Here is a 21,260-nt window from a genome sequence, read left to right on the forward strand (position 1 = left end):
TCACTTCGTCGGTGTGCGGGGAAGGAGCAGGCGCGTGGCCAGCAACGCGGCCACGGCGGTCAGAACCGCGGAAAGAGCGAGTGCGCGGGTGTAGCCGTCGACGAGCGGGCCGATCGCGACCAGCGCCCCGGACAAGCCGACACCGACGGCGCCCGACAGTTCCCGTGACGCGGACAGCAGCCCGGCGGCGGTGCCCGCCAGCTGGGACGGGGCGACTTCCAGTACCTGTGTCGCCAGCGGGGCGGTGAAGGCGGAACCGAACCCGACCAGCGCGAGCGAGACGAGTCTCGGGACGATCTCTGGCTCGTTCCCGAGGACCGCGAGCGTCCCCAGGCCGACGGTCACCATGGCGAGTCCACCTGCGACCGGCGCACCGGCGCCCAGCCTGTTCACCGCTCGTCCGACGAAGGGTGTAGCCGCGATCAGCGCCAGCGCCACGATCACCAGCGGCAGGGCGGCGGCCCCTGGCCCGACGCCGAACAGCTCCCCGTACGCCAACGGCGTGAAGAACGCGACGCCGGTGACGCCGACCCCCCAGAACGCCTGCAGCAGCAGGGATCCGGTCAAAGCCCGGTGTCGCATCAGCTCCGGCAGAGCCCGGCGCAGCCGTGGAGCCCTCTCCCCCAGCCCGGCTGGCGCCGCTCCGGAGAGCAGCAGCACGACCACGGCGCAGGCCAGCACCGCCCAGAACACCCACCGCCAGTGCAGGTACTGACTCAATGCCCCGCCGAGGACCGGCCCACCGGCCAGACCGCAGGCCAGTGCCGCCAGCCATCCGGCCGCCCCGGTGGTCCGGCGAGCGGGTGGAAGGGCCGACCGGAGGAGGGTCAACGTGGCGGGCACGATCGCCGCGGCCGCCACACCCTGCACCACCCGGCCCGCCATCAGCGGGGCGCTCGCCCGAGCCGTCGCGGCGAGAAAGGCCCCGAGCGTGAATCCGGCGCCGCCCCACCGCAGTACCATCCGCGCGCCGAACCGATCGATCACCGGTCCGGCGAACACCAGCAGCGTGGCGAAGGGCAGCGCGTAGCCCAGTCCCAGCCACGGCACCAACCCGATTCCGGTGCCGAGATCCGCCACGATGGAACCGGCGGCCGCCGCGACGATCGTGTTGTCCACCGCGACCAGGAAAGCGACCGTGACGATCAGCGCGAGCACGGACGCAGTCCGTCCACAGTGGATTATTTGGTCATCCTGGCGGCAGATTGCCATTTCCACTCCACTCTTCGTCGAGTCGGGCGGCGCTTTCCCCGCTACGACGGTAAGGAGCGGACCCATTACCGGCTGTCCAACTTCTTGGACAGTCACCAGCGGTCAAAGCTCCTTTACTTCGAAGCGAGCCCCGCTCCGCTGATCTGGCTCAACGTCGAGAAGTTCACAACACGGAGGTTTCACGCGCTCATGTCCAGAAACCCTCTTCTCCGCCCCCGTCGCGCGGCGGCCGGTCTGACGGCTGTCCTGTCGCTCCTCGCCGGTGGCCTCCTGGCGTCGTCACCGGCGTACGCCGCCACCGCCACCCCGGGCAGGTTCCTGCTCGTGGGCGGTCTGCTTTCCCAGAACGTCGCGGTACATGGTGTCGCCAAGGACGGCACGCTTTCGAAGGTCTCCGGATCGCCGTTCTCCGCGTCCGCCGGCTTTTCGATCGTCGTCACCCCCGACGGCAAGAAGGCCTACGTCGCCAGCCTGACCGGCTCGTCGATCACCGGATACCGGATCGGCTCCGATGGCAAGCTCACCGCGATTCCCGGCGGCAAGGTCGGTACCGGCGCCGCCGTCGTCGGCCTCGCCCTCACCCCCGACGGCTCGCGACTGTTCGCGACCATGGGCGGCGGTGAGAACGAGGTCCGTTCCTACGACGTCGCCGCGTCCGGCACCCTCACGAAGACGACCGCGCCCCCGGCGGCGGTTCCCGGCGACAGCGCGCTCAGCCTGCCCGCACTCACCCCGGACGGCCGGTTTCTGTTCGTCACCAGCACCCTGCTGTCCAAGGTGACCAGTTTCGCGGTCGCGCCGGACGGTCGTCTCACGCTGATCGGCCAGTACCCCACGGGCAACGTCCCGGCGCTGCCCGCGGTCACCCCCGACGGCAGGTTCCTGTACATCAGCAACGAACAGGGCGCCAGCATGATCGGGTTCGCGATCGGCGCGGACGGCGCGCTCACTCCGACCCCGGGTGGCCCGTACCCGACCGGGGATCTCCCGCACGGTGCGGCGATCACCGCCGACAGCGGCCGTCTGTACGTGCCCACCGCGGGCAGTGGCGCGGTCGAAGGATTCCGGATCGGCGCGGACGGCGCGCTCACCTCGCTGCCGGGTTCGCCTTTCGACGCTCCGGACGGCATGCCGGGCCGCACGGTTCTGAGCCCGGACGGGAAGGTGCTGTTCCTCGCCGACGTCTTCTCCCCCGGGGTGACTTCGCGGGTGCACAGCTACACCATCGGCGAGAACGGTGGCCTGGCACCGACCGGGCTGCCCGCCACGAACACGGGCGTACTGATGAACGACGGCCCGTCCGCCGTGCTCACCCCGGACCAGGGGCCGACCGCGTCCGTGCGCGTGGTGTCCGCTCAGGGCGGCACCGGCTTCTTCTCCGCGGCGGCGTCGTCCGACCCGGACGGAAGGATCGTTCGCTACGACTGGGACTTCAGTGACGGTCAGACTTCGACCACCACGGAGCCCGAGGTCGCGCACACCTTCACCGGCTCCGGTCCGCGGACCGTGCGGGTCACCGTGACCGACGATGAAGGCTGCTCGACGAAGGCGGTCTTCACCGGACAGACCGTCAGCTGCAACGGCGGACCACGGGCGACCGCGAGCGTCACCGCTCCATAGCTCTTCCGGACAGACACGGCGGCCCACCGTCCATATCGGACGGTGGGCCGCATCCGTCTGCCGGAAGGCAGCGCCCCCTGGAGGACCACATGGCGAGGATTCCGAGGCAGAGAAGCCAGAGCCGAGACCGCCCGAGAGGACGCGATAGCCGCAAGTCCACCCAGCGGGCGCTCATGAGAGAACTCCTCACCTGGACGGGGAACCACACCTGTCGAGTCCGTTCAGGCCAGTGTGACAAAGCGCAACCACGTCCGGGAGGGACGGGTTTGTCCCTCCCTCGATCGTGACTACTTCCGTAACTTAAAGGCATTATATATTTAACGCTTGCTTTTCTGTCGACCGTGCCGAAGGAGTCGCGATGACAGACCGGACGGCACCGCACGACACCACCCCACTGAGCCGCGCGGCCGAACCTGTCCTCGAGCGATTCGCCGCCGAACTCGACGGTTCCCCCGTCGCGCTGGTCCTGGCCGATCACACGGCCAAGGTCGTCGGCGTGCGCTCGGCGAACCGGTCGTTCCATCGGACCATCGAGGAGCTCGGAATCACGCCGGGCGTCTCGTTCGGCGAAGACGAGATCGGGGTCAACGCGGTGGGTACACCGGTGGAGACGAGGCGTGGACTGCTCGTTCGCGGCCCCGAGCATTCACTGGCGTCCTTCCACACGTTCACTTGTTACGGGCACCCGATCGTCCATCCGATCACCCGCAGGCTCGAAGGGGTGCTCGGGATCGGCAGGCCGTCCGGAGAGGACGACCGGCTCTTCCCGCCACTCGTCCAGCGGATGGTCCGTGACATCGAGGACCGCCTGCAATTGGCCTCCCCCAATGCCCAGCGCCTGCTACTGACCGCGTTCCAACGGGCCGCGCGCCGGCGCGACCGCCCGGTGATCGTGCTCGGCGAGGGTCTGGTGCTGGCCACCCCAGCCGCACTGGACCTGCTGCAACCCGCTGATCACGTGGCCGTCCGGGCCTGTGCCGAACAGGCACCGTCGCGTCCCGGTGAGACACAGCGCCTCAACCTGGCTTCCGGCCGTGCCGTCGCGGTGCGCTGTGCCCCTATCGACGGGGGGCACGGTGTGCTCGTTGACCTCATCGCCGACGCCCCCGCGCACCGGCACAACCGCGACCGCGAACCGGGTTGGCCGCTCCTTGTCGTCGGCGAGCCGGGCAGTGGACGCACCACCGCGGCGAATGAGGCCACCAGCCACGAGCCGAGGACACTGGACGCCGCCGAAATCGTGCGGCAAGGCGAGCAAGCATGGGCCACCACCATGGACGACGTACTCGGAACCCCGGGACAGGCCGTGATCGTGGAGAACGCCCAATTGCTGTCCGAGCGGACGACCGCGCTGCTGGTCCAGCGGCTGCGCGACACCCGGCGCGAGGTCGTCGTGGTCTCGACTCCGGACGGCCTGCGGGCGCCACTGGCCGGGCTGTGTGCGGCGCGCCGGAATCTGCTGCCTCTGCGACGGCGCCGACACGAGATCCCCGGGCTCGCCCAGCGGATGCTGGACGACGCCGTGGGGAAGGGCCGTACCCGTCTCACCGCCGACACCTTGAGCGTGCTGACCGCGCAACCCTGGCCCGGAAACCTGTCCGAATTGCGGCGGGTCGTGCAGGCGATCGCCGAGGTGCGCTCCGCGGGCGACATCCTCCCCTCGGATCTTCCCGAGTCGTATCGCGGGAGACCGTCGCCCGATTCGCCGCTACGCGAAGCCGAACGCGAAGTCATCGTGGCCGCGATCCAGGCCGCGGGCGGAAACAAGCAAAAAGCGGCGACCGCACTGGGTGTCAGCCGCTCGACGCTCTACAACCGGATACGGGCACTGCGCATCGACTGACCCGCTGTGAGGGTCGGGACCGGGGTGTCCGTGAAGGACTCCTTGAGGGACTCTGGGTCCCTCAAGGAGTCCTTCACGGATCTGGAAGGGCGCCGGTGACCGTTGGATGCAGAGCCCGAATCGCCACTCACGAGCCATTTCACTCAGTAGAGCGTGTAGCCGCCGTCCACCGCGAGCGTCACTCCGGTGACGTAGGACGCCGCGTCGGAGAGCAGCCACATCGCGGCCTGCGCCTGTTCGACCGGCTCGCTGCCTCGGCGCAACGCGTGCGTCGCCTCGACCGTCTTCACGTAGTCCGGGTTGAGCTTGATGTACTCCAGGTACATCGGCGTCATGGACGTCGAAGGACCGATCGCGTTGACACGGATGCCACGCTCGCCATATTCGGCCGCGGCCGCCTTGGTGAGCCCCATCAGCGCGTGCTTCGACGCGGTGTACTCCGCGGCCTTCGGGATGTAGATGAACGCCCCGACGGAAGCGGTGTTGACGATCGAACCCCCGCCGGTTTCGAGCATCGCCGGGATCTCGTGCTTCATGCACAGGAAGGGCCCGGTGACATTGATGGCGAAGATCCGGTCGAAGTCCGCGCGGTCGATGTCGGTGAGCAGTTTGCCCGTGTTCGGGACGCCCGCGTTGTTGAACGCGCCGTCGAGCCTGCCGTAGGCGGACACGGCGGCGTCGACCATCGCCTTCACCTGGTCCTCGTCGGTCACGTCCGTGGCGACGAACTGGACCTCGCGACCCTGCCCCTTCAATTCCTTCGCCAGGGCTTCCCCCGCGTCCTCCGTGCGGTCGGCGATGGTGACCTTGGCGCCGTTCTCCGCGAAAAGCCGCACTGCGGCCTCGCCGATGCCACTTGCACCGCCGGTGACGATGACGGATCTGCCCGCGATTCCGGACATGTCTTGCTCCTTCTGCCTTACCGGGCGGGATTTCAGACCGCGAGGTCCGTCTCGGGGCCGATGTACTCCTCGGCCTGGACGACCTTGCCGCCTTCCACGGTCGCGATCTGGATGAGGTGGACCTTGACCTCGGGCCCGTCCTCCCCCTGCGGCTTGAGCACACCCGAGGTCTGGGCGAAGAACCCCTTCTCGGTGATCGTCACGCGCGAGTTCGTGAACTCGGGGAGGCCGCCGCGGTCGTGCACCGCGTCGATGGCCGCCTTGAGCGACATCCACTTGTCGTCGGCGCTGTGCCACACCCGGCAGTCCGGCGCGCAGATCTCGTAGAAGTGATCGACATCGGTCAGGGCCTTGAGCCAGCCCTGTGCGAGTTCTTCCTTGGTGGCTTCGGACATCGTCGTCCTCACTTTCCTGGGGTCACGGGGATCTGCTCCGACGATAGGGAGCCAAGACGGCGCTTACTGTCCAAGAATCTGGACACTCAGGACTCGTCCGCGTACAGCACTCCGGCCGTGATCAATTCCTCAATCTCTTTCGCAGTGAGCACTTCACCAGCCACCGCGCGGGTGTCGGCACCGACCTTCGGCGCACGACCGGGGCGGTCCGGGCGTTCGCCGTCGAACGTCCACGGTGGACGGAGAAGCGCGAGACCGTCGTCCTGGCGTTCCACGAGATCCAGATGCTTGACCTGTTCGTGGTCGAGGTAGCCGTTCATCGACAGCACCGGGGCGAACGGGACGTCGTGGTCGGTGAGGACCTGTTCCCAGTGCTTCTTCGGTTTGGCCGCGAACTCCGCTTCGACGATGGGCACCAGCTCGAAGTAGTTCGCCTCGCGGGCCCGGTACTCGGCGAAGCGCGAATCCTCCGTGAGATCCATCCGGTCCATCGCCCTGCACAGCGAGGTCCAGAACTTCTGCGACGACGACAGGTGCACGGCCAGATACTCACCGGTCGACGTCGGCACACAGAAGTTCTGCGCCTGCGGGTGACGGCTCGTGCGGCTGGGATCGTGGCCGAGCTCGAAGGCCTGGGTGACGCCGTCGGTGATGAGGACGCTCACCGCCTCCATGATGGAGGTCTCCATCCGCTGCGGCTGCCCGGTCTTGAGCCTGCCCACCAGCGCGGCCAGCACACCGGTCGCCGTGCTGAGTCCGGTGACCAGGTCGGCGCTCAGCCCGCCGGCGAGTTGCGGATGGTCGCCGTCGCTGAACAACGAGTAGAGGCCGCCGAAGGCATGGCCGATCGTGTCGTAGGCCGGCCGGTTCGCCAGCGGCCCGGAGGTGCCGAAACCCGTGACGGAGCCGTAGATGACGTCCGGGCGCAGGGCCCGGCAGTCGTCGGGTCCCAAGCCCATCGCGGCGACCTTTCCGGGCCGGAGGTTCTCGAGCACGACGTCGAAACGCGGAACGAGCGCTTTCACCACGGCGACGCCGTCGGCCGATTTGAGATCGACCGCCAGACTGCGTTTGCCGGTGTTGTACTGACGGAAATACGGGCTGCGGTCGTTCTGGTGGCGGCGGAAGTCCTCACCGGAACCGGGGCGTTCCACCTTGACCACCTCGGCGCCGAGCGCGCAGAGCATCGAGGTCCCGAACGGAAGCGCGATGTAGCCGCCGATTTCGAGGATCCGGATGCCGTCGAGCGGCTTGTGCTGCATGCTTCCTGCCTTCCGGAGAATTCTACATATTTTATATAATCTACGGTAAGGTCGGTCAAGGCAGCGAACGACAAAGGAGCCGAACGCGATGAGTGCGCCGACCGAACTTTGGCAAGGCCAGTACGACAAGTTGTTCATCGGCGGCCGGTGGGTGGCGCCCGTGTCCGATCGGGTCATCGAGGTGGTCTCCCCCGCGACCGAGCAGACGGTGGCGCAGGTTCCGGAGGGCGTCGAGGCGGACGTCGACGCCGCCGTGGCGGCAGCACGCGAGGCTTTCGACAACGGTCCTTGGCCCCGGCTGCCGCTCGACGACCGCATCGCCGTTCTCCGCAAGCTCAGTGCGGAACTCGCCGCGCATGAGACAGAGGCCGCTCACCTGGTGAGCACCGAAATGGGGTGCCCGATCACGCTGTCGACCAAGATGCAGGCGATGGGCCCGCGTCTGCTGCTGGACTCGTTCCTCGACCTGGCGTCCACGTACCCGTGGTCGGACACCCGGCGGTCCGCCACCGGGCACGCCCTCGTCACCCGCGAGCCCGTCGGCGTCGTCGCGGCGATCGTCCCCTGGAACGCGCCGCTGCTGATCACCATGATCAAACTCGCCCCGGCCCTGCTCGCCGGCTGCACCATGGTCGTCAAACCGTCGCCGGAGACACCGCTCGACGCGTATCTGCTCGGCCACCTCCTGGGACGGGCGGGACTGCCCGCCGGGGTGGTGAACATCGTCCCGGCACAGCGGGAAGTCAGTGAACATCTCGTTCGGCATCGCGGCGTGGACAAGGTGTCCTTCACCGGGTCCACGGCGGCGGGCCGCCGGATCGCCGCCTTGTGCGGCCAGGACCTGCGGCGGGTGACGCTCGAACTGGGCGGCAAATCGGCCGCCGTCCTGCTGGAGGACGCCGATCTCGACGCCGCGATCGGCGCCGTCCGCGCGGTTTCGCTGCGCAACAGCGGTCAGGTGTGCAGCAACAAGACGCGCATCGTGGTGGCCCGCTCGCGGCGGGACGAGCTGCACGACCGGCTCGTCCAGCTGATCTCCTCGATGCCGGTGGGCGACCCGCTCGACCCGGCCACCGAGGTGGGTCCCATGGTGAGCGCTGCCCAGCGGACCCGCGTCGAGGGTTACATCGCCGAGGGCAAGGCGTCGGGCGCGCCCGTCCTCGTGAGCGGCGATCGTCCCGAAGGCCGTGGCTGGTACGTCGCGCCGACGGTCTTCGCCGACGTCGACCCGGACGCGAAGATCGCGCAGGAGGAGATCTTCGGGCCGGTGCTCACAGTGCACACCTTCGACACCGAGGCCGAAGCGGTCGCCATCGCCAACAACTCGGAGTACGGCCTCAACGGCTCGGTGTTCGCCGCCGACCCCGAACGCGCGTTGTCGGTCGCGCGACGGATCCGGACCGGGACCGTGGAGGTCAACGGCAATCCGGTGGGCTTCACCGCGCCCATCGGCGGTTTCAAGAACAGCGGCATCGGCCGCGAGGCGGGTCTCGAAGGGTTCGACGCGTACGTCGAGCTGAAGTCCTACGGCCTCCCCCACTGAAAGGCGGCAAGCATGGGAGAACTCGAAACAGCGGCGGCGCGGTTCGTCACCGGACTCACCTACGACCGGATCCCGGCGGACGCGCTCGCCGGTGCCCGGCGTCTCCTGCAGGACCAGCTCGGACTGCAGGTCGGCAGTACGGCTCTCCCGTGGAGCCAGGCGATCCTCGACGTCACCCGCACCGCGCACGTGCCGGGCACCGCGCATGTGACCGCGACCGGGGACGCGATGGGCGCCGCCGACGCCGCCTTCGTCAACGCGACGTTCGGGCACGGCTTCGAGTACGACGACGCGCACCGCGCGAGCTCGTCCCATCCCGGGAGTTGTGTCGTCTCCGCGGCGCTCGCCGTCGGTGAAGAACTGGGCGCCACCCTGGGCGAGGTGGTCACCGCCGTCGTCGCCGGATACGAGGTGTACACCCGCATCGGCGTCCTGGCCGCACCGGAACTGCTGGAGCGCGGCTTCCACCCGCACGGCTTGCTGTCGAACTTCGGTGCCGCCGCGGTGGCGGCCAAACTGCGCGGGTTCGACGTCGAGACCACGGTGCACGCGCTCTCGATCGCGCTGAGCCACGCCTCGGGCACGACGGAGTACACGTCGTCCGGCGGATCGATCAAACGCGCGCACTCCGGTATCGGGACCCGCAACGGCATCCGTGCCGCGGAGCTGGCCGCGGCCGGCATCACCGGCCCGACGACCTTCCTCGGCGGCCGCAAGGGCTTCTATCGCACCTTCGCTGGGCGCGAGGTCACCGACACCACCGCGTTCGACCTGGACCGCCCGTTCGAGATCACGCGGGTGTGGATCAAGCCGTACTGCTGCTGCGGGATCAACCACGCCTACATCGACGGAGCGCGTCGGATCAGCTCGCGCGCCTCGGAGATCGAGTCGGTGCTCCTCGGCATCCAGACCGGGGGCGACGTCATCATCGGCAATCAGAACGCGAACGCCTACGCACCGAAGATTATCGAACATCTGCAATACAGCCTGCCGTTCCAGTTCGCGTTGTCGGTTCTTGGCCACGGCAACGGCTTCACGACTCATCACGACTATCTGGCCGGGCGGCTCGACCTCGGTGAGGACAGCGACATCGCCGCGATGGCGCGTCGGGTCAAGATCGAGGTCAAGCCGGAGCTGGACCGGGCGTATCCGGGTCGCTGGGTCGGCGACATCGCCGTCACCTATCGGGACGGCACCAGCGAGCACGTGTTCGTCGACAATCCCGCCGGCACGGCGGAGAACCCGATGTCGCAAGAGGATCTGGACGCGAAGTTCCGCGACGTGACCGTGTCCACTATGGGCACCGAGCGGAGCGAAACGCTGCTGAAGGCGATCCAGACGCTGGACCCCGACCAGCCGGTCGCCGACTTCGCTGCCTTGCTGAGGGCCTGACGCGCAATTCGTCATCTAGTTGCGATGGGGTCTCTCCCCCGGTTTGGCCCGAGGGAGAGACCCCATCGCAAGTAGGTGACTAATTGCGGGGAGCACGGAAGATCGTCTTGTACTCCAGGTACGCGTCCACGCTCTGCGGCCCCAGTTCGCGGCCGATCCCGCTCTGCTTCACGCCGCCGAACGGCGTCTCGATGGGCAGTGTCGACGTGTTCACGCCGACGCTGCCACTCACGATCCGGCGGGCCACCTCCGTCGCCCGGTCGACATCCGGCGAGAACACACCTCCACCCAGCCCGTAATCCGAGTCATTCGCGATGGCGACGGCCTCGTCGACGGTCTCGTAGGGCATCACCACCAGCACCGGCCCGAAAATCTCCTCCCGCGCGATCCGCATGTCGTTCGTGACGCCGCGGAAGATCGTCGGCTCGACGTAGTAGCCGCGGTCGAGCCCCTCGGGTCGCCCACCGCCGAGGACGAGCTCGGCGCCTTCGGAAAGCCCGAGGGCGATGTAGGACTCGACGCGGTCACGCTGCGCCGCGTTCACCAGCGGCCCGAAGAAGTTCCCGGGGTCCGTCGGATCCCCCTGCGGGATGGCGCTCATCGTCGCGCTGAGCATTTCGACGATCTCCTCGTACCGTGACGCGGGTGCGAGCACCCTGGTCAGCGCCCGGCACGTTTGCCCGGTGTTCGGCGCGCACGCTGACATCACCAGCGGCCGGAAGGCGTCGAGGTCGACGTCGTCGAGCAGGATCCCGGCGGACTTGCCGCCGAGTTCGAGGGTGACGTGCTTCAGCTGCTTCGCGCATTCGACGGCGATCGCCTTGCCCGCGACCGTCGATCCGGTGAACGCGACCTTGTGCACGCCGGGATGCTCGACCAGGGCGGCACCGGTTTCACGCCCGCCGGTGACGATGTTGACGACGCCGTCCGGGATCCCCGCGGCGGTCAGGATCTCGGCGAACACGAACGCGTCCAGCGAGGTCTCCGGCGCGGGTTTGATCACCGCGGTGCAGCCCGCGGCCAGCGCGGGGCCGAGTTTCCACGCGATCAGCGGCTGTGGTCCGTTCCAGGGAGTGATCGCGCCGACCACTCCGACGGGTTCCCGGCGGACGACGGCGTCCCCGCTCGCGGTCTCGACATGGCTCTCCGTCTCGAGTTTCTCTGCCAGCGAGGCGAAATACCGATAGGTCACGGGGACTTGGCTCTGCATCGCGCGGGTGATGCTGATCGGCGTGCCATTCTGCCGGGTGACCAGCTCCGAGATCTCCTCGGACCGGGCTTCGAAGGCGTCCGCGATCGCGCGTAGATATCCGGCCCGCTCGGCGGGCGTCCGGGCCGCCCACTGCTCCCCCGCCGCCGTCGCCGCTCCGACAGCGGTGTCGACGTCGGTGGCATCGCCGTCCACAATGGACGCGAACGCCTCTTCGGTCGCCGGGTTCGTGACCTGGATGCGATCAGCAGAGTGCGCGGGGGTGAGTCTGCCGTCAATGAAATGGTTCGTCATGGGGACTCCAGGGATCTTCAGAACTCGATGACGGCTTTGCCGCCGGTCTGCCGGTCGAAGGCTTCGTAGGCCTTGACCGCGTCGTCGAGCCGCCACCGGTCGGTGAAAACGCGGTCGACCTCGACGCCGTGCGCCGCGATGAACCGGGCGCAGTCGGCCTGCCCGACCAGGGAAAAGGTGTACGAGCCGAGCACGGTCAACTGTTTGCGGATCAGATCCGGGCTGACGTCGAGGGTGACGTTCGAGCCCTCGCCGACGAAGGCGACCGTGCCCCACTTGGCCGCCGACTTCACCGCGGCGGCTCGTGCGGGCGGGGCTCCGGAGCAGTCGAGGGCCTTCGTCACGCCCTTGCCACCGGTGAGGTCCCGGATGGCTTCGACAGGATCAGTGGCGCTCGAGTCGACGGTCTCCGCGGCCCCGAACTCTGTCGCCCGCTCGACCCGTGCCCGCTCGATGTCGACCGCGATCACCCTGGCGCCCATCGCGGCGGCGAGCTGCACCGCGGACTGGCCGACCGGGCCCTGGCCGAACACGGCGATCGAGTCGCCGGCACCGACACTCAGCCGGGTCAGCGCGCCGAAGGCCGTGCCGGTCCCGCACGAAATCGCCGCGCCGGCGGCGAAACTCAGTTCGTCCGGCAGCGGGACGAGGGTGCGGGCGGGCACGGTGAGGAAGTCGGCGTGTCCGCCGTGCGCGGTCGCGCCGTAAATGACGTTCCCGCGTTCGCACAGTTGCGGCCAGCCGGTGCGGCACTGGTCGCAGAACCCGCAGCCGTCGTAGTGGTGGACCATCATCCGGTCGCCCACGCGGACCGCGCGGGGGTCGACGTCCGCGCCCACGGCGGCGACCACACCGCAGGGTTCGTGTCCGCCGATGATGCCGGCGTCGTCACCGCTCATTCCGAACGCGGCCAGCGCCTGCCCTGCCGGTGCCCGATAGAAGTGCAGATCGCTCCCGCACATCCCGGACGCCTTCATCTCCAGCACCACTTCGTCGCGGCCCGGAGCGGGGTCGTCGAAAATTTGGATCTCGACGACCCGGTCGCCCTTGAAAACAACTCCACGCATGTTCTTTTCCTTGCGATAGAAGGGGTCAGTGCACGGCGGCGAACATCAGGCTCTCCTCGTCCGCTTCCTCCGGGGAGAACTCGGCGGCGATGCTGCCCGCCCGCGCCACGAGCACGCGGTCGGACAGCGCCTGGATCTCCGGGAGGTAGGACGAGATGACCACGACCGCGACGCCGTCGTCGGCGAGTGCGCGGATCATCGCGTGGATCTCGGGAATGGTGCCGAGGTCCACGCCACGCGTGGGTTCGTCGATGATCGCGACGAGCGGTTTGCGGGTCAGCCCCTTGGCCAGCACGACCTTCTGCTGGTTGCCACCGCTCAGTTCTTCGACGGTCGCCTTGCCGGGTTGCAGGGTGCGCACCTGGAAGCGTTCGACGAACCGTTTCGCGACCGACTTGCGGTCACCAGGGCGGTAGAAGAACGGCCGGCGCGGCGCGCTGCACAGGTGCCCGAAGTAGATGTTGTCCGCGATCGTGAGATGGCTGAAGAACCCCGAAGCCTTGCGGTCTTCGGTGATGTACACGATCCCGGCCTTGCGGGCGTGGCGAGGTGTGCGGAAGCGGACCGGTTTCCCGTTCAGCCGCACCGTTCCGCCGCGCAGCCGTCGCCGTTTCATGACACCGCTGACGATCATCGCGGTCTCGCTGCGGCCGGCGCCGACCAGCCCGTAGATGCCGACGATCTCGCCCGCGTACGCCGAGAACGCCATGTTGCGCACCACGGGCAACAGCGTGACGTCCTCCACCTGCAGCGCCGGGACGGGTTCCGGCGCGCGGCCGGGCGCCACGCGGCCCATCTCGACGGTGCGGCCGACCATCATCTTGACCACGCGTTCCCGGGTGAATTCGGGGCGTGCAAGGGTTCCCTGCGCGACGCCGTCCCGCAGCACCGTGATGCGGTCCGCCTGCTCGAACGCCTCGTCGAGCATGTGCGTGATGAAGATGACGCCGATCCCGCGGCGCTTCAGCCGCTGCATGGACAGGAACAGCTGGAGCCGTTCCTCGGGCGTGACCGAGGACGTCGGCTCGTCGAGGATGACGAGTTTCGCGTTCCGGTGGACCGCCCGCGCGATCTCGACCATCTGCTTCTGGCCGATGCCGAGCGCCCCGGCCGGAACGTCGGGCCGGATGTGGAAGTTGTGCGATTCCAGCAGTTCACGGGCGACGACGTTGAGCCGCCCGAGGTTGTTGAACACCTTCTCGTCGCCCATGAACAGGTTCTGCGCCACCGTCATCGACTCGACGAGCGAGCCCTCTTGGTAGACCATCGCCACCCCGGCCTCGACCGACTCGCGCGGGGTGGTGAAGGACCGCCTGTGCCCGTCGATCTCCAGCGTGCCGGAGTCGTGCGCGACCGCGCCGGAGATGATCTTGACCATCGTGGACTTGCCGGCACCGTTCTCCCCCAGCAACGCGTGGATCTCTCCAGGCTCCACGTCGAAGTCGACGCCGTCGAGGGCGTAGGTCCCGCCATAACGCTTGCTGACGCCGGTCAGCCGGATCACGGGTGTCACGCTCGCACCTCCAGGAGATTGCCGTAGCCACGCGCCGCCGCGAGCACGCGGCCGTCGCGCACGGCCACACCGGTGACGCCGTGTCGCGAGCTGTCGACGCGGGCGTGGGCGCTTTCGGCCACCCGGCCCGCACCGTCCACCCGGAACACGAGGCCGCAGGATCGGGCCGGCGCCCAGCTCTTCACCACGCCGAGTACGCGCAGTTGGCCCATCTGCATGGTTTCCGTGAACGGGCTCCCGCCGCGCAGACGGGGCACGAACCACTCCGCCGGACTGATCGTCCCGGTCATCTCGGCGAGCACTTCGGGCTCGTCGAGGAGCATCTCCGTGACCCGGTTGCGGATGTACGGCGCGGCGAACCACCGGCCGGACACGCGCCCGGGATAGACGGGCAGATTCGCGATCAACGCCTGCCCAGGCCTGCCCAGCGCGTCCGGCGATCGCGTCTCGACGCGGTGCTCGAGACTGAGCGACACGAGCACCTCTTCGTCCGATGCCTCGATCCCCGACGGCCAGGCCAAACCCTCGGCCACCACCTCGGCGCTCGGACCGTCCACCCGCACGATCGACCCCGACCGGTCGCCGGTGACCAGCGCACGGGCCCATTCCCGCTCCGCCGTCGATCCGACGGTGACGAGCAGCGAACCGTCCGGTGCCACGGTCAGATCGGTCACGCCGGATTTGACCGGTGCGGCGGTGCACACCTCTTCCGCAGTGCCGGCCGAGACGATCCCGACGCCGTCCACCGCGGCGAGGGTCTCGTCGCCGCGGGCGGCGAGGGCGGCGACGCGGCCGCCCACCTCCGCGACGCGCACCACGTCATCGCCGCGCAGAGCGAGAACCAGGTTCCCGCTGCTGAACACCACCTCACCGGCGCCGGTGACCACGACGTCGTCCGGCTCGAAGTCACCGGACGGCAGCAGTTCAGCCGCTTCGTCGAGCCGGAGATTCGGCCGCAGCCCGGTGTCCATGGGCGGCACACCACGGCGCCTGGCCCAGTTCGGATTGATCAGTTCCTTGAGCGTGGAAAGGCTCATCGGGCCACCTCCGAGACCTGGCGCGCGCCCGCCGTACCGGGCACGGCCGACGGATCGATGCCGCCGATCTCGGCCGGGTCCAGCGGCAGCCGCCCGATTCGGTTGTTGCTGACGCCGCACAGGTATAGATACCCGTCGCGTTCCTTGACCGCGGTGACCATCGGATAGTTCTCCATCGTCTCGTCCCACAGCACCGCGAGGATCTCCCCGCTGTCGCTGAACTTGATCGCGCACGACACGTTCAGCTGTGGCACCACCCAGTTGTCGACGGAGACCTCGCGGGTCATCCGCCGCCGGACCGACGGGTACCGGCCGAGCAGGTCCGACATCTGGGTCCGCATGGCGCACAGCGGCATCCAGTAGTTGCCGTCCGAGGAGCGGTTGATGTTGTCCGGGTAGCCGGGCAGGTTCTCCAGCACCGGTTCGAGCCGGCCCTCCTTGGGGCCGGAGATCCACAGCCGATCCACGCGGCACAGGCCGGTGCTGGCGATGAGGATCGACTCGCCGTCGTGGGAGGTGCAGACCCCGTTGGGGAACACGTAGTTCGACACGACCACCTCGGTGGTCCCGTCCGGTTTCACCCGCACGATCCGCCCGTTGGGCCGGAACTCGACCAGTTCGAGCAGGAAGTCCGCGGTGTTGGTCCGGGTGGAGAAGTCCGAGGCGTAGATCGACCCGTCGGGCGCGATGTCGAGGTCGTCGATCGCGCGCAGGCCCGAATCGTCGATCAGCGACAGCGGGCTGCGTTTGACCTGGTTGGCGACCAGTTCCGGTTCGCCGTCCGGACCGATGCGGTAGATCCCCATGCCACCGACCGCGACGACGAGCCTGCCCTCGGCGTCCCAGACGTGTCCGCAGGGGAAGCCACCGGTGCGGGAGAAGACCTCGCCTTCGGTGTCCTCCAGCCCGCGGAAGCGCCACACCCAGCCACGCTGGTCACCGCAGTACACGTTGCCCTCGGCGTCGACGGCGCAGTCCTCGGCGCCGCGGATCTTCCCGAGCCCGACCGGCGGCGCGTCGGTGAGCCGCCGGTTCGGTGACCAGACGGTGCCCGGTTCGGTGACGTCGAGAAGCGGACCGAGCGAGAGCCGGGCGGGGTCGATCTTCAGCTTCTCGACCGCGCGCTGCCGGTACTTGCCCCATTTCAGGTCCAGGATGGTGAACACGGCGAGCACGGCCGCGAGCACGACGGTGTAGAACGACCCCTGCGCCCCGTCGGCGACGGTCGCCTGCTGGATGATCGCCACCACCGCGACCCCGACGGTCGCCCGCAACACCGAACCGCGCCCGCCCTGGATGCTCACCCCGCCGAGGACGACGGCCGTGAGCACGATGATCTCCCACCCGTGTCCCACGTTCGGGTCGGTCCGAGCCAGCCGCGCCGAGGTCAGGATCGCCGCCGTGCCGGCCAACGCGCCGGAGAGCACGTATGTCCAGAAGGTCACCGCGGTGACCGGGATGCCGTTGCGCCGTGCCGAACGCCGGTCCGAGCCGGTCGCGGTGACCCACCAGCCCCAGCGGGAGCGGGTCAGCACGAGATGCACGACGAGCAGCACCACCGCGAAGAGGAACCAGGCGGCCGGGACACCGATGATCCGGCCGTTGCTCAGGAAGTCCCACACCAGGGAGTCCTTGGCGATCCCGATCCGGGTGCTGTTCGCGTTCTGCAGGACCGAAGCGGCGCCGCCGAAGGCGATCAGCGTGACCAGGGTGGTGATGAACGGGCGCATCCGCAGGATCGCGATGAAGAGCCCGTTGACCGCCCCGAGCAGGGCGCCGGTCACGATCGCCGCCGGGACGACCACGGCCGTCGGCCACAGCCACACCCGGTCGGCGACCAGCGCGCCGAGCGCGCAGACCCCGACCATGGAGCCGACCGACAGATCGATGCCGCCGCCCACCAGGACGACCGTCAGGCCGATCGCCAGCAGGCCGAACTCGGCCATCTCGTCCAGCACCAGCGGCGCGTTGTCGGCCCCGACGTTCGTGGTCATCAAGACGTACAGGCACAGTGCGAGCGCCAGTACCAGCGGGACGGCGCCTTCCATCCACCGTTTCTCGAACAGGTCGGAGATCGTGCGGAACCGCGCGATCCTTTCGGTGGGCCGGCCGCCGGTCATGCCGAAGGCGTCGAGCCCGCGCCGCAGCGGGGAGAACCCGCGAGACGAAGTCGTCATCGGTGCTCGTCCCTACTGGCTCTCGTAGCAGGCGATGGTGGTCTTGTCGATGTTGGTCTTGTCGACGATCGTGTCCGACACGTAGGCCACCGAGTGCGTGCTGCCGGGCTGCGCGCCGTTCATGATCAGGTTCTGCGCCGCGACCGCGCCCGCCGCGCCGATGCCCTGGACGTCGTAGGCTGCCGAGGCGGTCACCAGGCCTTGTTTCAGGGCGGCGCACCAGTTGCTGTCCGCGTCGAGGGTGTAGACGCCGACCGAGCCGGGCTGCACCTGGCCGCGCGATTCGGCGGCCTTGACCGTCTGCCCGACGGTGATCGAGTTGAGGTCGAAGGTGACCATGAAGCCGCAGAGTTTGCCCTGTTGCTGCTGGAGCACGGATTCGGCGGCCGCCTGCGCCTGGGCGTTCTGGAACTGCGAGTGGGCGACGAGGACCTTGTAGCCCGCCGGTTCCACGACGTCCTTGATCCCCTGGTTCCACAGGATCGACGCCGGGTCGTTGCCGGGGCCGTCGATGATCGAGATCGTCTTGGGCGCGTTGCGACCGTCGCAATCGGACATCGCGCGCTTGGCGATCGACTGTGCCGCGCCGTAGACGTCGACACCGACGAAGGCGTCACCGAGGCGAGCGGACATCATGTTGAGCACCACCGTGTAGATACCGGCCTTCTGCGCGCGGTCGATGGCGTTGTCGAGCAGGCCGAGATCCTGGTTCTGCAGCACGAGGACGTCGGCGGCCTTGCGGGCGATCAGGTCGTTGATGGTGCTGATCATCCGGTCGCTGCTGAAGTTCGAGTCGTACACCTTGAACTCGGCGCCGAGTTTGTCGAAGGTGCGCTGCATCGTCGTGCCCCAGTTCTCCGTGAGCTGGTAGCCCTTGAAGAGGATCGGCACGAAGGCGATCTTCTTGCCCTTCATCGTGTCGAGCGCCTTCTGTCGCGCGGGCATCAGTTCCACAGTGGACCCGAACGCCTGGTTGCCGTTGCCGGACTTGGCTTCCGGCGAGCCGCTGTCGACGGAGCAGCTCGCGACGCCAGTGGCCGTCACCGCGGCCAGCGTGAGGGCGAGGATCTTCTTGGTGAGTTTCATGGTTCCGTTCCCGTTCACAGTTCGCCGGATTTCTCGGTTTCGTCGTTGCGCGGATGCAGCCACGCGTCGAACGCGATGGCGGCGGCGAGCACGCCGCCCCGGATCAAGTCCTGCACCGCGGTGCTCAACCCGTGCAGTACCAACAGGTTGTTGAGCACGCCGACGAAGAGGGCGCCCGCGAGGACGCCAAGGATGGTTCCGCGGCCACCGGACAGCGACACCCCGCCGATCACGACCACCGTCAGCGCGGTGAACAGGATCGGGGCGAAGGACGTGACCGTGGTCTGCACGCTCCCCTGCAGGGAGACCGTGACATAGCCGGCGAGCGCGGCGAGCAACGCGGAAAGCACGTAGGTGAGGATCTGCAGCGGCCGGACCGGGGCGCCGGTCGACCGTGCCGTCGCGAAGTTGTCCCCCATCGCGCGGGTCAGCCGCCCGGGCGTGGTGTAGGCGACGAACAGCCACGCGATCAGGAACACGGCGCCCGCGATGAGCACCGGCCGGGGCACCCCGAACACCGAAGCACCACTGAGTTCGGCCAGGAACGACGCGGGCGGCACGCCGTAGACGTTCTCGGTGAGGAACAGGATGTCGATCCCGCCGATGGCGAGCATGCCGGTCGCGAGCGTCACGAACAGCGCGGGTACCTCGAAGAGGGCGACGAGGATACCGTTGACCAGGCCGATCGCCAGCGCCAGCGCGGTCATCAGGGCGATCGCCTGCCATTCCGGCATGCCCCTGTCGATGAACGCCAGCGTCGCCTGGGCACAGCCGAGGCCGATGCCCGCCACGGACAGATCGAGTCCCTTGCCGAGGATCACGATCGCCTGGCCGATGGCCAGGATGCCGAACGCCGCCGACAGGTTCAGGATGCTGGCGAAGTTCCCGGTACTCAGGAAGTTCGCCGTGGTCAGGCCGCCGGCCAGCGCCAGCAGGACGGTGATCGCGAGGACCGGATAGGTCTGGTCGTAGCCACCCAGGCGCGCGCGAAGCGACCCGCGTGGCTTCGTTGCCACAGTAGTCATGGAGAACCCGTATTCGGTCAGGAGGGAAGGACCGGGCGGAGCCGTTTCGTGAACTCGGTGACGTCCTCGACGTTCCGCAGGTCGAAGACGGCTTCGATGACGGCGTCCGCGTCGGCGTCGGTCAGGACGTCCTCGACGTTGTGCCGGAACTTGGCGATCAGTTCGCCGTCGGTCATGAACGTCGCCGGGTCGGGCGAAGGACTGCCCTTCGGATAGGCGCGTTCGCCGGTGAAGGTGGTGCCGCGGGCTTGCACCTCGACGCGGGATCGCCGCGCCGCCGGGTCGCCGCGCAGGGCGGCGGTGTAGTCCGGATGTTCCCGGAAGGTTGCCTTCTTGGTCAGGTCGAGCACGGACGGGTCGAGCACCGCTTCCGGTGTCTGCCAGTCCTTGCCCGGCGGGATCCGGTGCGCGGCCATCGCCAAGCCGTGCGTCATGCCGAATTGGGCGTCACGCGGATTGCGGATGTCCTCGTTGACCCACACCGGCTGCAGCACGAAGCTCTCGCCCCACGCGTCGATGGCGTCGATCTCGTCCGGACGGATGTCGTGGGTCTCGACGATCTCGGTGAGCGCGTCGAACAACGCGTGCATCACGCGGCAATGCGGGTACGGCTTGAAGGACTGGAACGGTGTGAAGGTCCATTCCGTACCCAGGCCTGCCGTGATGGGCGCCGGCTCCCACCGAGAGGTGCCGATGAAGCGCGGGAAGCCGTACTCGCGGTCGTCGAGCATCTCCTGGTCGCCGGTGTGCCCGAGTTCGGCGAGATTCGCCGCGGTGACCGCCGACAGAGCCATCCCGCCGGCGAGCTGGTACTTGATCGTCGTCGACGGCGCGTGCATCATCCACGCCCGCTGGGTGTTCGTGGGGGCCGTGGACCCCATGATCCCGAGCGCGTCGGCCAGGGTCTCGCGGGAGAATCCCTTGACCACACCGATCGCGGCGGCCGCGCCGAACAGCGTGCTGCTGTAGCCGATGACGTCGGGGATGGTGACGACACCGTCCTTGATGTCGCGCAGGTAGTCAGTCGCCTTGCCGATGCGGAAGGACATCTCGTGCGCGACCGCGATCGCGGTCAGGAGCTTCTCCCCGCTGCCCTGCAACGATTCCGCCGTCGCCAGCGCTCCGGGCAGGACGTACGGCGTCACGTGACCAGGCGGCAGGACGGCGTCCTGGTCGAGGGCGTTGATCAGTTCCGCGTTGGCGAAGGCCGCACCCGGCACGGAGGTCGTGGTCCCCGTGCCCAAGATCGACGCGGGCCCCTCGGTACCACCGAGGTACCGGCCGTAGCCGACGCCGCGTTGAGCGCCTTCGTCGTCGAGGGAGGCGACAGCGCAGCCGAGCGAGTCGAGCAGGATACGCTGGGACTCGCTCACCACCTCGTCCGGCAAATTCCGAACCTCGGTATCTGCCGCGAATTCCGCGAGTTGCTCGATGATCGTCGGCATCTTCTGCGCGCTCCCTCGGTGATCTGTGCCACGTTGCGGGAGTCAGTGTGGCCGCCGAACGGACCAGGTCACATCTGTCGCCGGTCGGAGTTCTTTTATTACCGGCGACAGATTTCCCGGTTTCGGCTGGACAGCTGCTCGCGTGTTTCTTAGGATGCGCCGCCGTTCACGCCGAGTGCGCACCCCGCTTCTGCTGCAGGCCTGGGAAGGGTTGCGAAAGCCACTTTCGCAACGTTG

16 protein-coding genes are annotated in these 21,260 nt (G+C 68.4%); 4 read left to right on the plus strand and 12 right to left on the minus strand.

The annotated features are described in order from the left end of the window. Entirely contained in the window at positions 1-1,158 is a 1,158-nt protein-coding gene (locus tag BLW75_RS07290) for an MFS transporter (protein WP_241783328.1), read from the minus strand. A gap of 243 nt (positions 1,159-1,401) precedes the next feature. Here BLW75_RS07290 and BLW75_RS07295 point away from each other — a divergent pair, with 243 nt between their 5' ends. Both BLW75_RS07295 and BLW75_RS07300 read left to right on the plus strand, forming a co-directional pair. Next, entirely contained in the window at positions 1,402-2,832 is a 1,431-nt protein-coding gene (locus tag BLW75_RS07295) for a beta-propeller fold lactonase family protein (RefSeq protein WP_034307060.1), read from the plus strand. A gap of 358 nt (positions 2,833-3,190) precedes the next feature. Continuing rightward, positions 3,191-4,675, plus strand: a complete 1,485-nt coding sequence (locus BLW75_RS07300) for a helix-turn-helix domain-containing protein (protein ID WP_091597033.1) — start codon at positions 3,191-3,193, stop codon at positions 4,673-4,675. A gap of 143 nt (positions 4,676-4,818) precedes the next feature. Here BLW75_RS07300 and BLW75_RS07305 read toward each other — a convergent pair whose 3' ends face one another. From BLW75_RS07305 to BLW75_RS07315, 3 genes are all read right to left on the minus strand, one after another. Then, positions 4,819-5,577, minus strand: coding sequence for an SDR family NAD(P)-dependent oxidoreductase (locus BLW75_RS07305; protein ID WP_034307063.1), 759 nt, complete (start codon positions 5,575-5,577; stop codon positions 4,819-4,821). A gap of 32 nt (positions 5,578-5,609) precedes the next feature. Continuing rightward, positions 5,610-5,972: a nuclear transport factor 2-like protein gene (locus BLW75_RS07310; protein WP_091597035.1), complete on the minus strand. Its 363-nt coding sequence runs from the start codon at positions 5,970-5,972 to the stop codon at positions 5,610-5,612. 86 nt (positions 5,973-6,058) lie between these two features. Then, positions 6,059-7,234 (minus strand): CaiB/BaiF CoA transferase family protein, encoded by a 1,176-nt coding sequence (locus tag BLW75_RS07315; RefSeq protein WP_034307065.1) that lies wholly within the window; start codon positions 7,232-7,234, stop codon positions 6,059-6,061. An 88-nt stretch (positions 7,235-7,322) separates the two neighbouring features. On the opposite strand from BLW75_RS07315, the gene BLW75_RS07320 reads away from it, so the two are divergent. Then, entirely contained in the window at positions 7,323-8,777 is a 1,455-nt protein-coding gene (locus tag BLW75_RS07320) for an aldehyde dehydrogenase (RefSeq protein WP_034307066.1), read from the plus strand. A 12-nt stretch (positions 8,778-8,789) separates the two neighbouring features. Continuing rightward, positions 8,790-10,169, plus strand: a complete 1,380-nt coding sequence (locus tag BLW75_RS07325; RefSeq protein ID WP_034307068.1) for an MmgE/PrpD family protein — start codon at positions 8,790-8,792, stop codon at positions 10,167-10,169. Positions 10,170-10,248: 79 nt separating this feature from the next. Here the strand turns inward: BLW75_RS07325 and BLW75_RS07330 are convergent, their stop codons facing one another. Genes BLW75_RS07330 through BLW75_RS07365 form a run of 8 tightly spaced genes read right to left on the minus strand, consistent with a single transcriptional unit; the run spans position 10,249 to position 21,023 of the window. After that, complete coding sequence (locus BLW75_RS07330; RefSeq protein ID WP_034307070.1) at positions 10,249-11,673, minus strand: aldehyde dehydrogenase; 1,425 nt, start codon at positions 11,671-11,673, stop codon at positions 10,249-10,251. A gap of 17 nt (positions 11,674-11,690) precedes the next feature. Then, positions 11,691-12,740, minus strand: a complete 1,050-nt coding sequence (locus BLW75_RS07335) for a zinc-dependent alcohol dehydrogenase family protein (protein ID WP_034307072.1) — start codon at positions 12,738-12,740, stop codon at positions 11,691-11,693. A gap of 25 nt (positions 12,741-12,765) precedes the next feature. After that, positions 12,766-14,253, minus strand: a complete 1,488-nt coding sequence (locus BLW75_RS07340) for a sugar ABC transporter ATP-binding protein (RefSeq protein WP_034307074.1) — start codon at positions 14,251-14,253, stop codon at positions 12,766-12,768. Beyond that, the gene (locus BLW75_RS43425) at positions 14,250-15,290 is read right to left on the minus strand and encodes a hypothetical protein (protein WP_034307075.1); all 1,041 of its coding nucleotides are present in this window, start codon (positions 15,288-15,290) and stop codon (positions 14,250-14,252) included. Before BLW75_RS43425 ends, BLW75_RS07340 begins: the two co-directional genes overlap by 4 nt. Further along, a complete protein-coding gene (locus BLW75_RS07350) occupies positions 15,287-17,467 on the minus strand; it encodes an ABC transporter permease (RefSeq protein ID WP_091597038.1) in 2,181 nt (726 codons plus the stop codon). The genes BLW75_RS43425 and BLW75_RS07350 overlap by 4 nt, the downstream gene beginning before the upstream one ends. Positions 17,468-17,479: 12 nt before the next feature. Further along, positions 17,480-18,553, minus strand: a complete 1,074-nt coding sequence (locus tag BLW75_RS07355; protein ID WP_143055302.1) for a sugar ABC transporter substrate-binding protein — start codon at positions 18,551-18,553, stop codon at positions 17,480-17,482. Positions 18,554-18,567: 14 nt separating this feature from the next. Continuing rightward, complete coding sequence (locus tag BLW75_RS07360) at positions 18,568-19,578, minus strand: ABC transporter permease (protein ID WP_091597041.1); 1,011 nt, start codon at positions 19,576-19,578, stop codon at positions 18,568-18,570. A gap of 17 nt (positions 19,579-19,595) precedes the next feature. After that, positions 19,596-21,023 (minus strand): MmgE/PrpD family protein, encoded by a 1,428-nt coding sequence (locus BLW75_RS07365; protein ID WP_034307083.1) that lies wholly within the window; start codon positions 21,021-21,023, stop codon positions 19,596-19,598. Positions 21,024-21,260 lie beyond the last annotated feature (237 nt).

It is taken from the genome of Amycolatopsis lurida (assembly GCF_900105055.1).
GTDB classification, from domain to species: Bacteria; Actinomycetota; Actinomycetes; order Mycobacteriales; family Pseudonocardiaceae; genus Amycolatopsis; species Amycolatopsis lurida.

Coding starts and splice junctions, on each gene's coding strand:
- BLW75_RS07320 (WP_034307066.1), top strand. CDS start 7,323: ATGAGTGCGCCGACCGAACTTTGGCAAGGCCAGTACGACAAGTTGTTC.
- BLW75_RS07310 (WP_091597035.1), bottom strand. CDS start 5,972: ATGTCCGAAGCCACCAAGGAAGAACTCGCACAGGGCTGGCTCAAGGCC.
- BLW75_RS07330 (WP_034307070.1), bottom strand. CDS start 11,673: ATGACGAACCATTTCATTGACGGCAGACTCACCCCCGCGCACTCTGCT.
- BLW75_RS07365 (WP_034307083.1), bottom strand. CDS start 21,023: ATGCCGACGATCATCGAGCAACTCGCGGAATTCGCGGCAGATACCGAG.
- BLW75_RS07355 (WP_143055302.1), bottom strand. CDS start 18,553: ATGAAACTCACCAAGAAGATCCTCGCCCTCACGCTGGCCGCGGTGACG.
- BLW75_RS07315 (WP_034307065.1), bottom strand. CDS start 7,234: ATGCAGCACAAGCCGCTCGACGGCATCCGGATCCTCGAAATCGGCGGC.
- BLW75_RS07295 (WP_034307060.1), top strand. CDS start 1,402: ATGTCCAGAAACCCTCTTCTCCGCCCCCGTCGCGCGGCGGCCGGTCTG.
- BLW75_RS07305 (WP_034307063.1), bottom strand. CDS start 5,577: ATGTCCGGAATCGCGGGCAGATCCGTCATCGTCACCGGCGGTGCAAGT.
- BLW75_RS07350 (WP_091597038.1), bottom strand. CDS start 17,467: ATGACGACTTCGTCTCGCGGGTTCTCCCCGCTGCGGCGCGGGCTCGAC.
- BLW75_RS07360 (WP_091597041.1), bottom strand. CDS start 19,578: ATGACTACTGTGGCAACGAAGCCACGCGGGTCGCTTCGCGCGCGCCTG.
- BLW75_RS07325 (WP_034307068.1), top strand. CDS start 8,790: ATGGGAGAACTCGAAACAGCGGCGGCGCGGTTCGTCACCGGACTCACC.
- BLW75_RS07335 (WP_034307072.1), bottom strand. CDS start 12,740: ATGCGTGGAGTTGTTTTCAAGGGCGACCGGGTCGTCGAGATCCAAATT.
- BLW75_RS43425 (WP_034307075.1), bottom strand. CDS start 15,290: ATGAGCCTTTCCACGCTCAAGGAACTGATCAATCCGAACTGGGCCAGG.
- BLW75_RS07300 (WP_091597033.1), top strand. CDS start 3,191: ATGACAGACCGGACGGCACCGCACGACACCACCCCACTGAGCCGCGCG.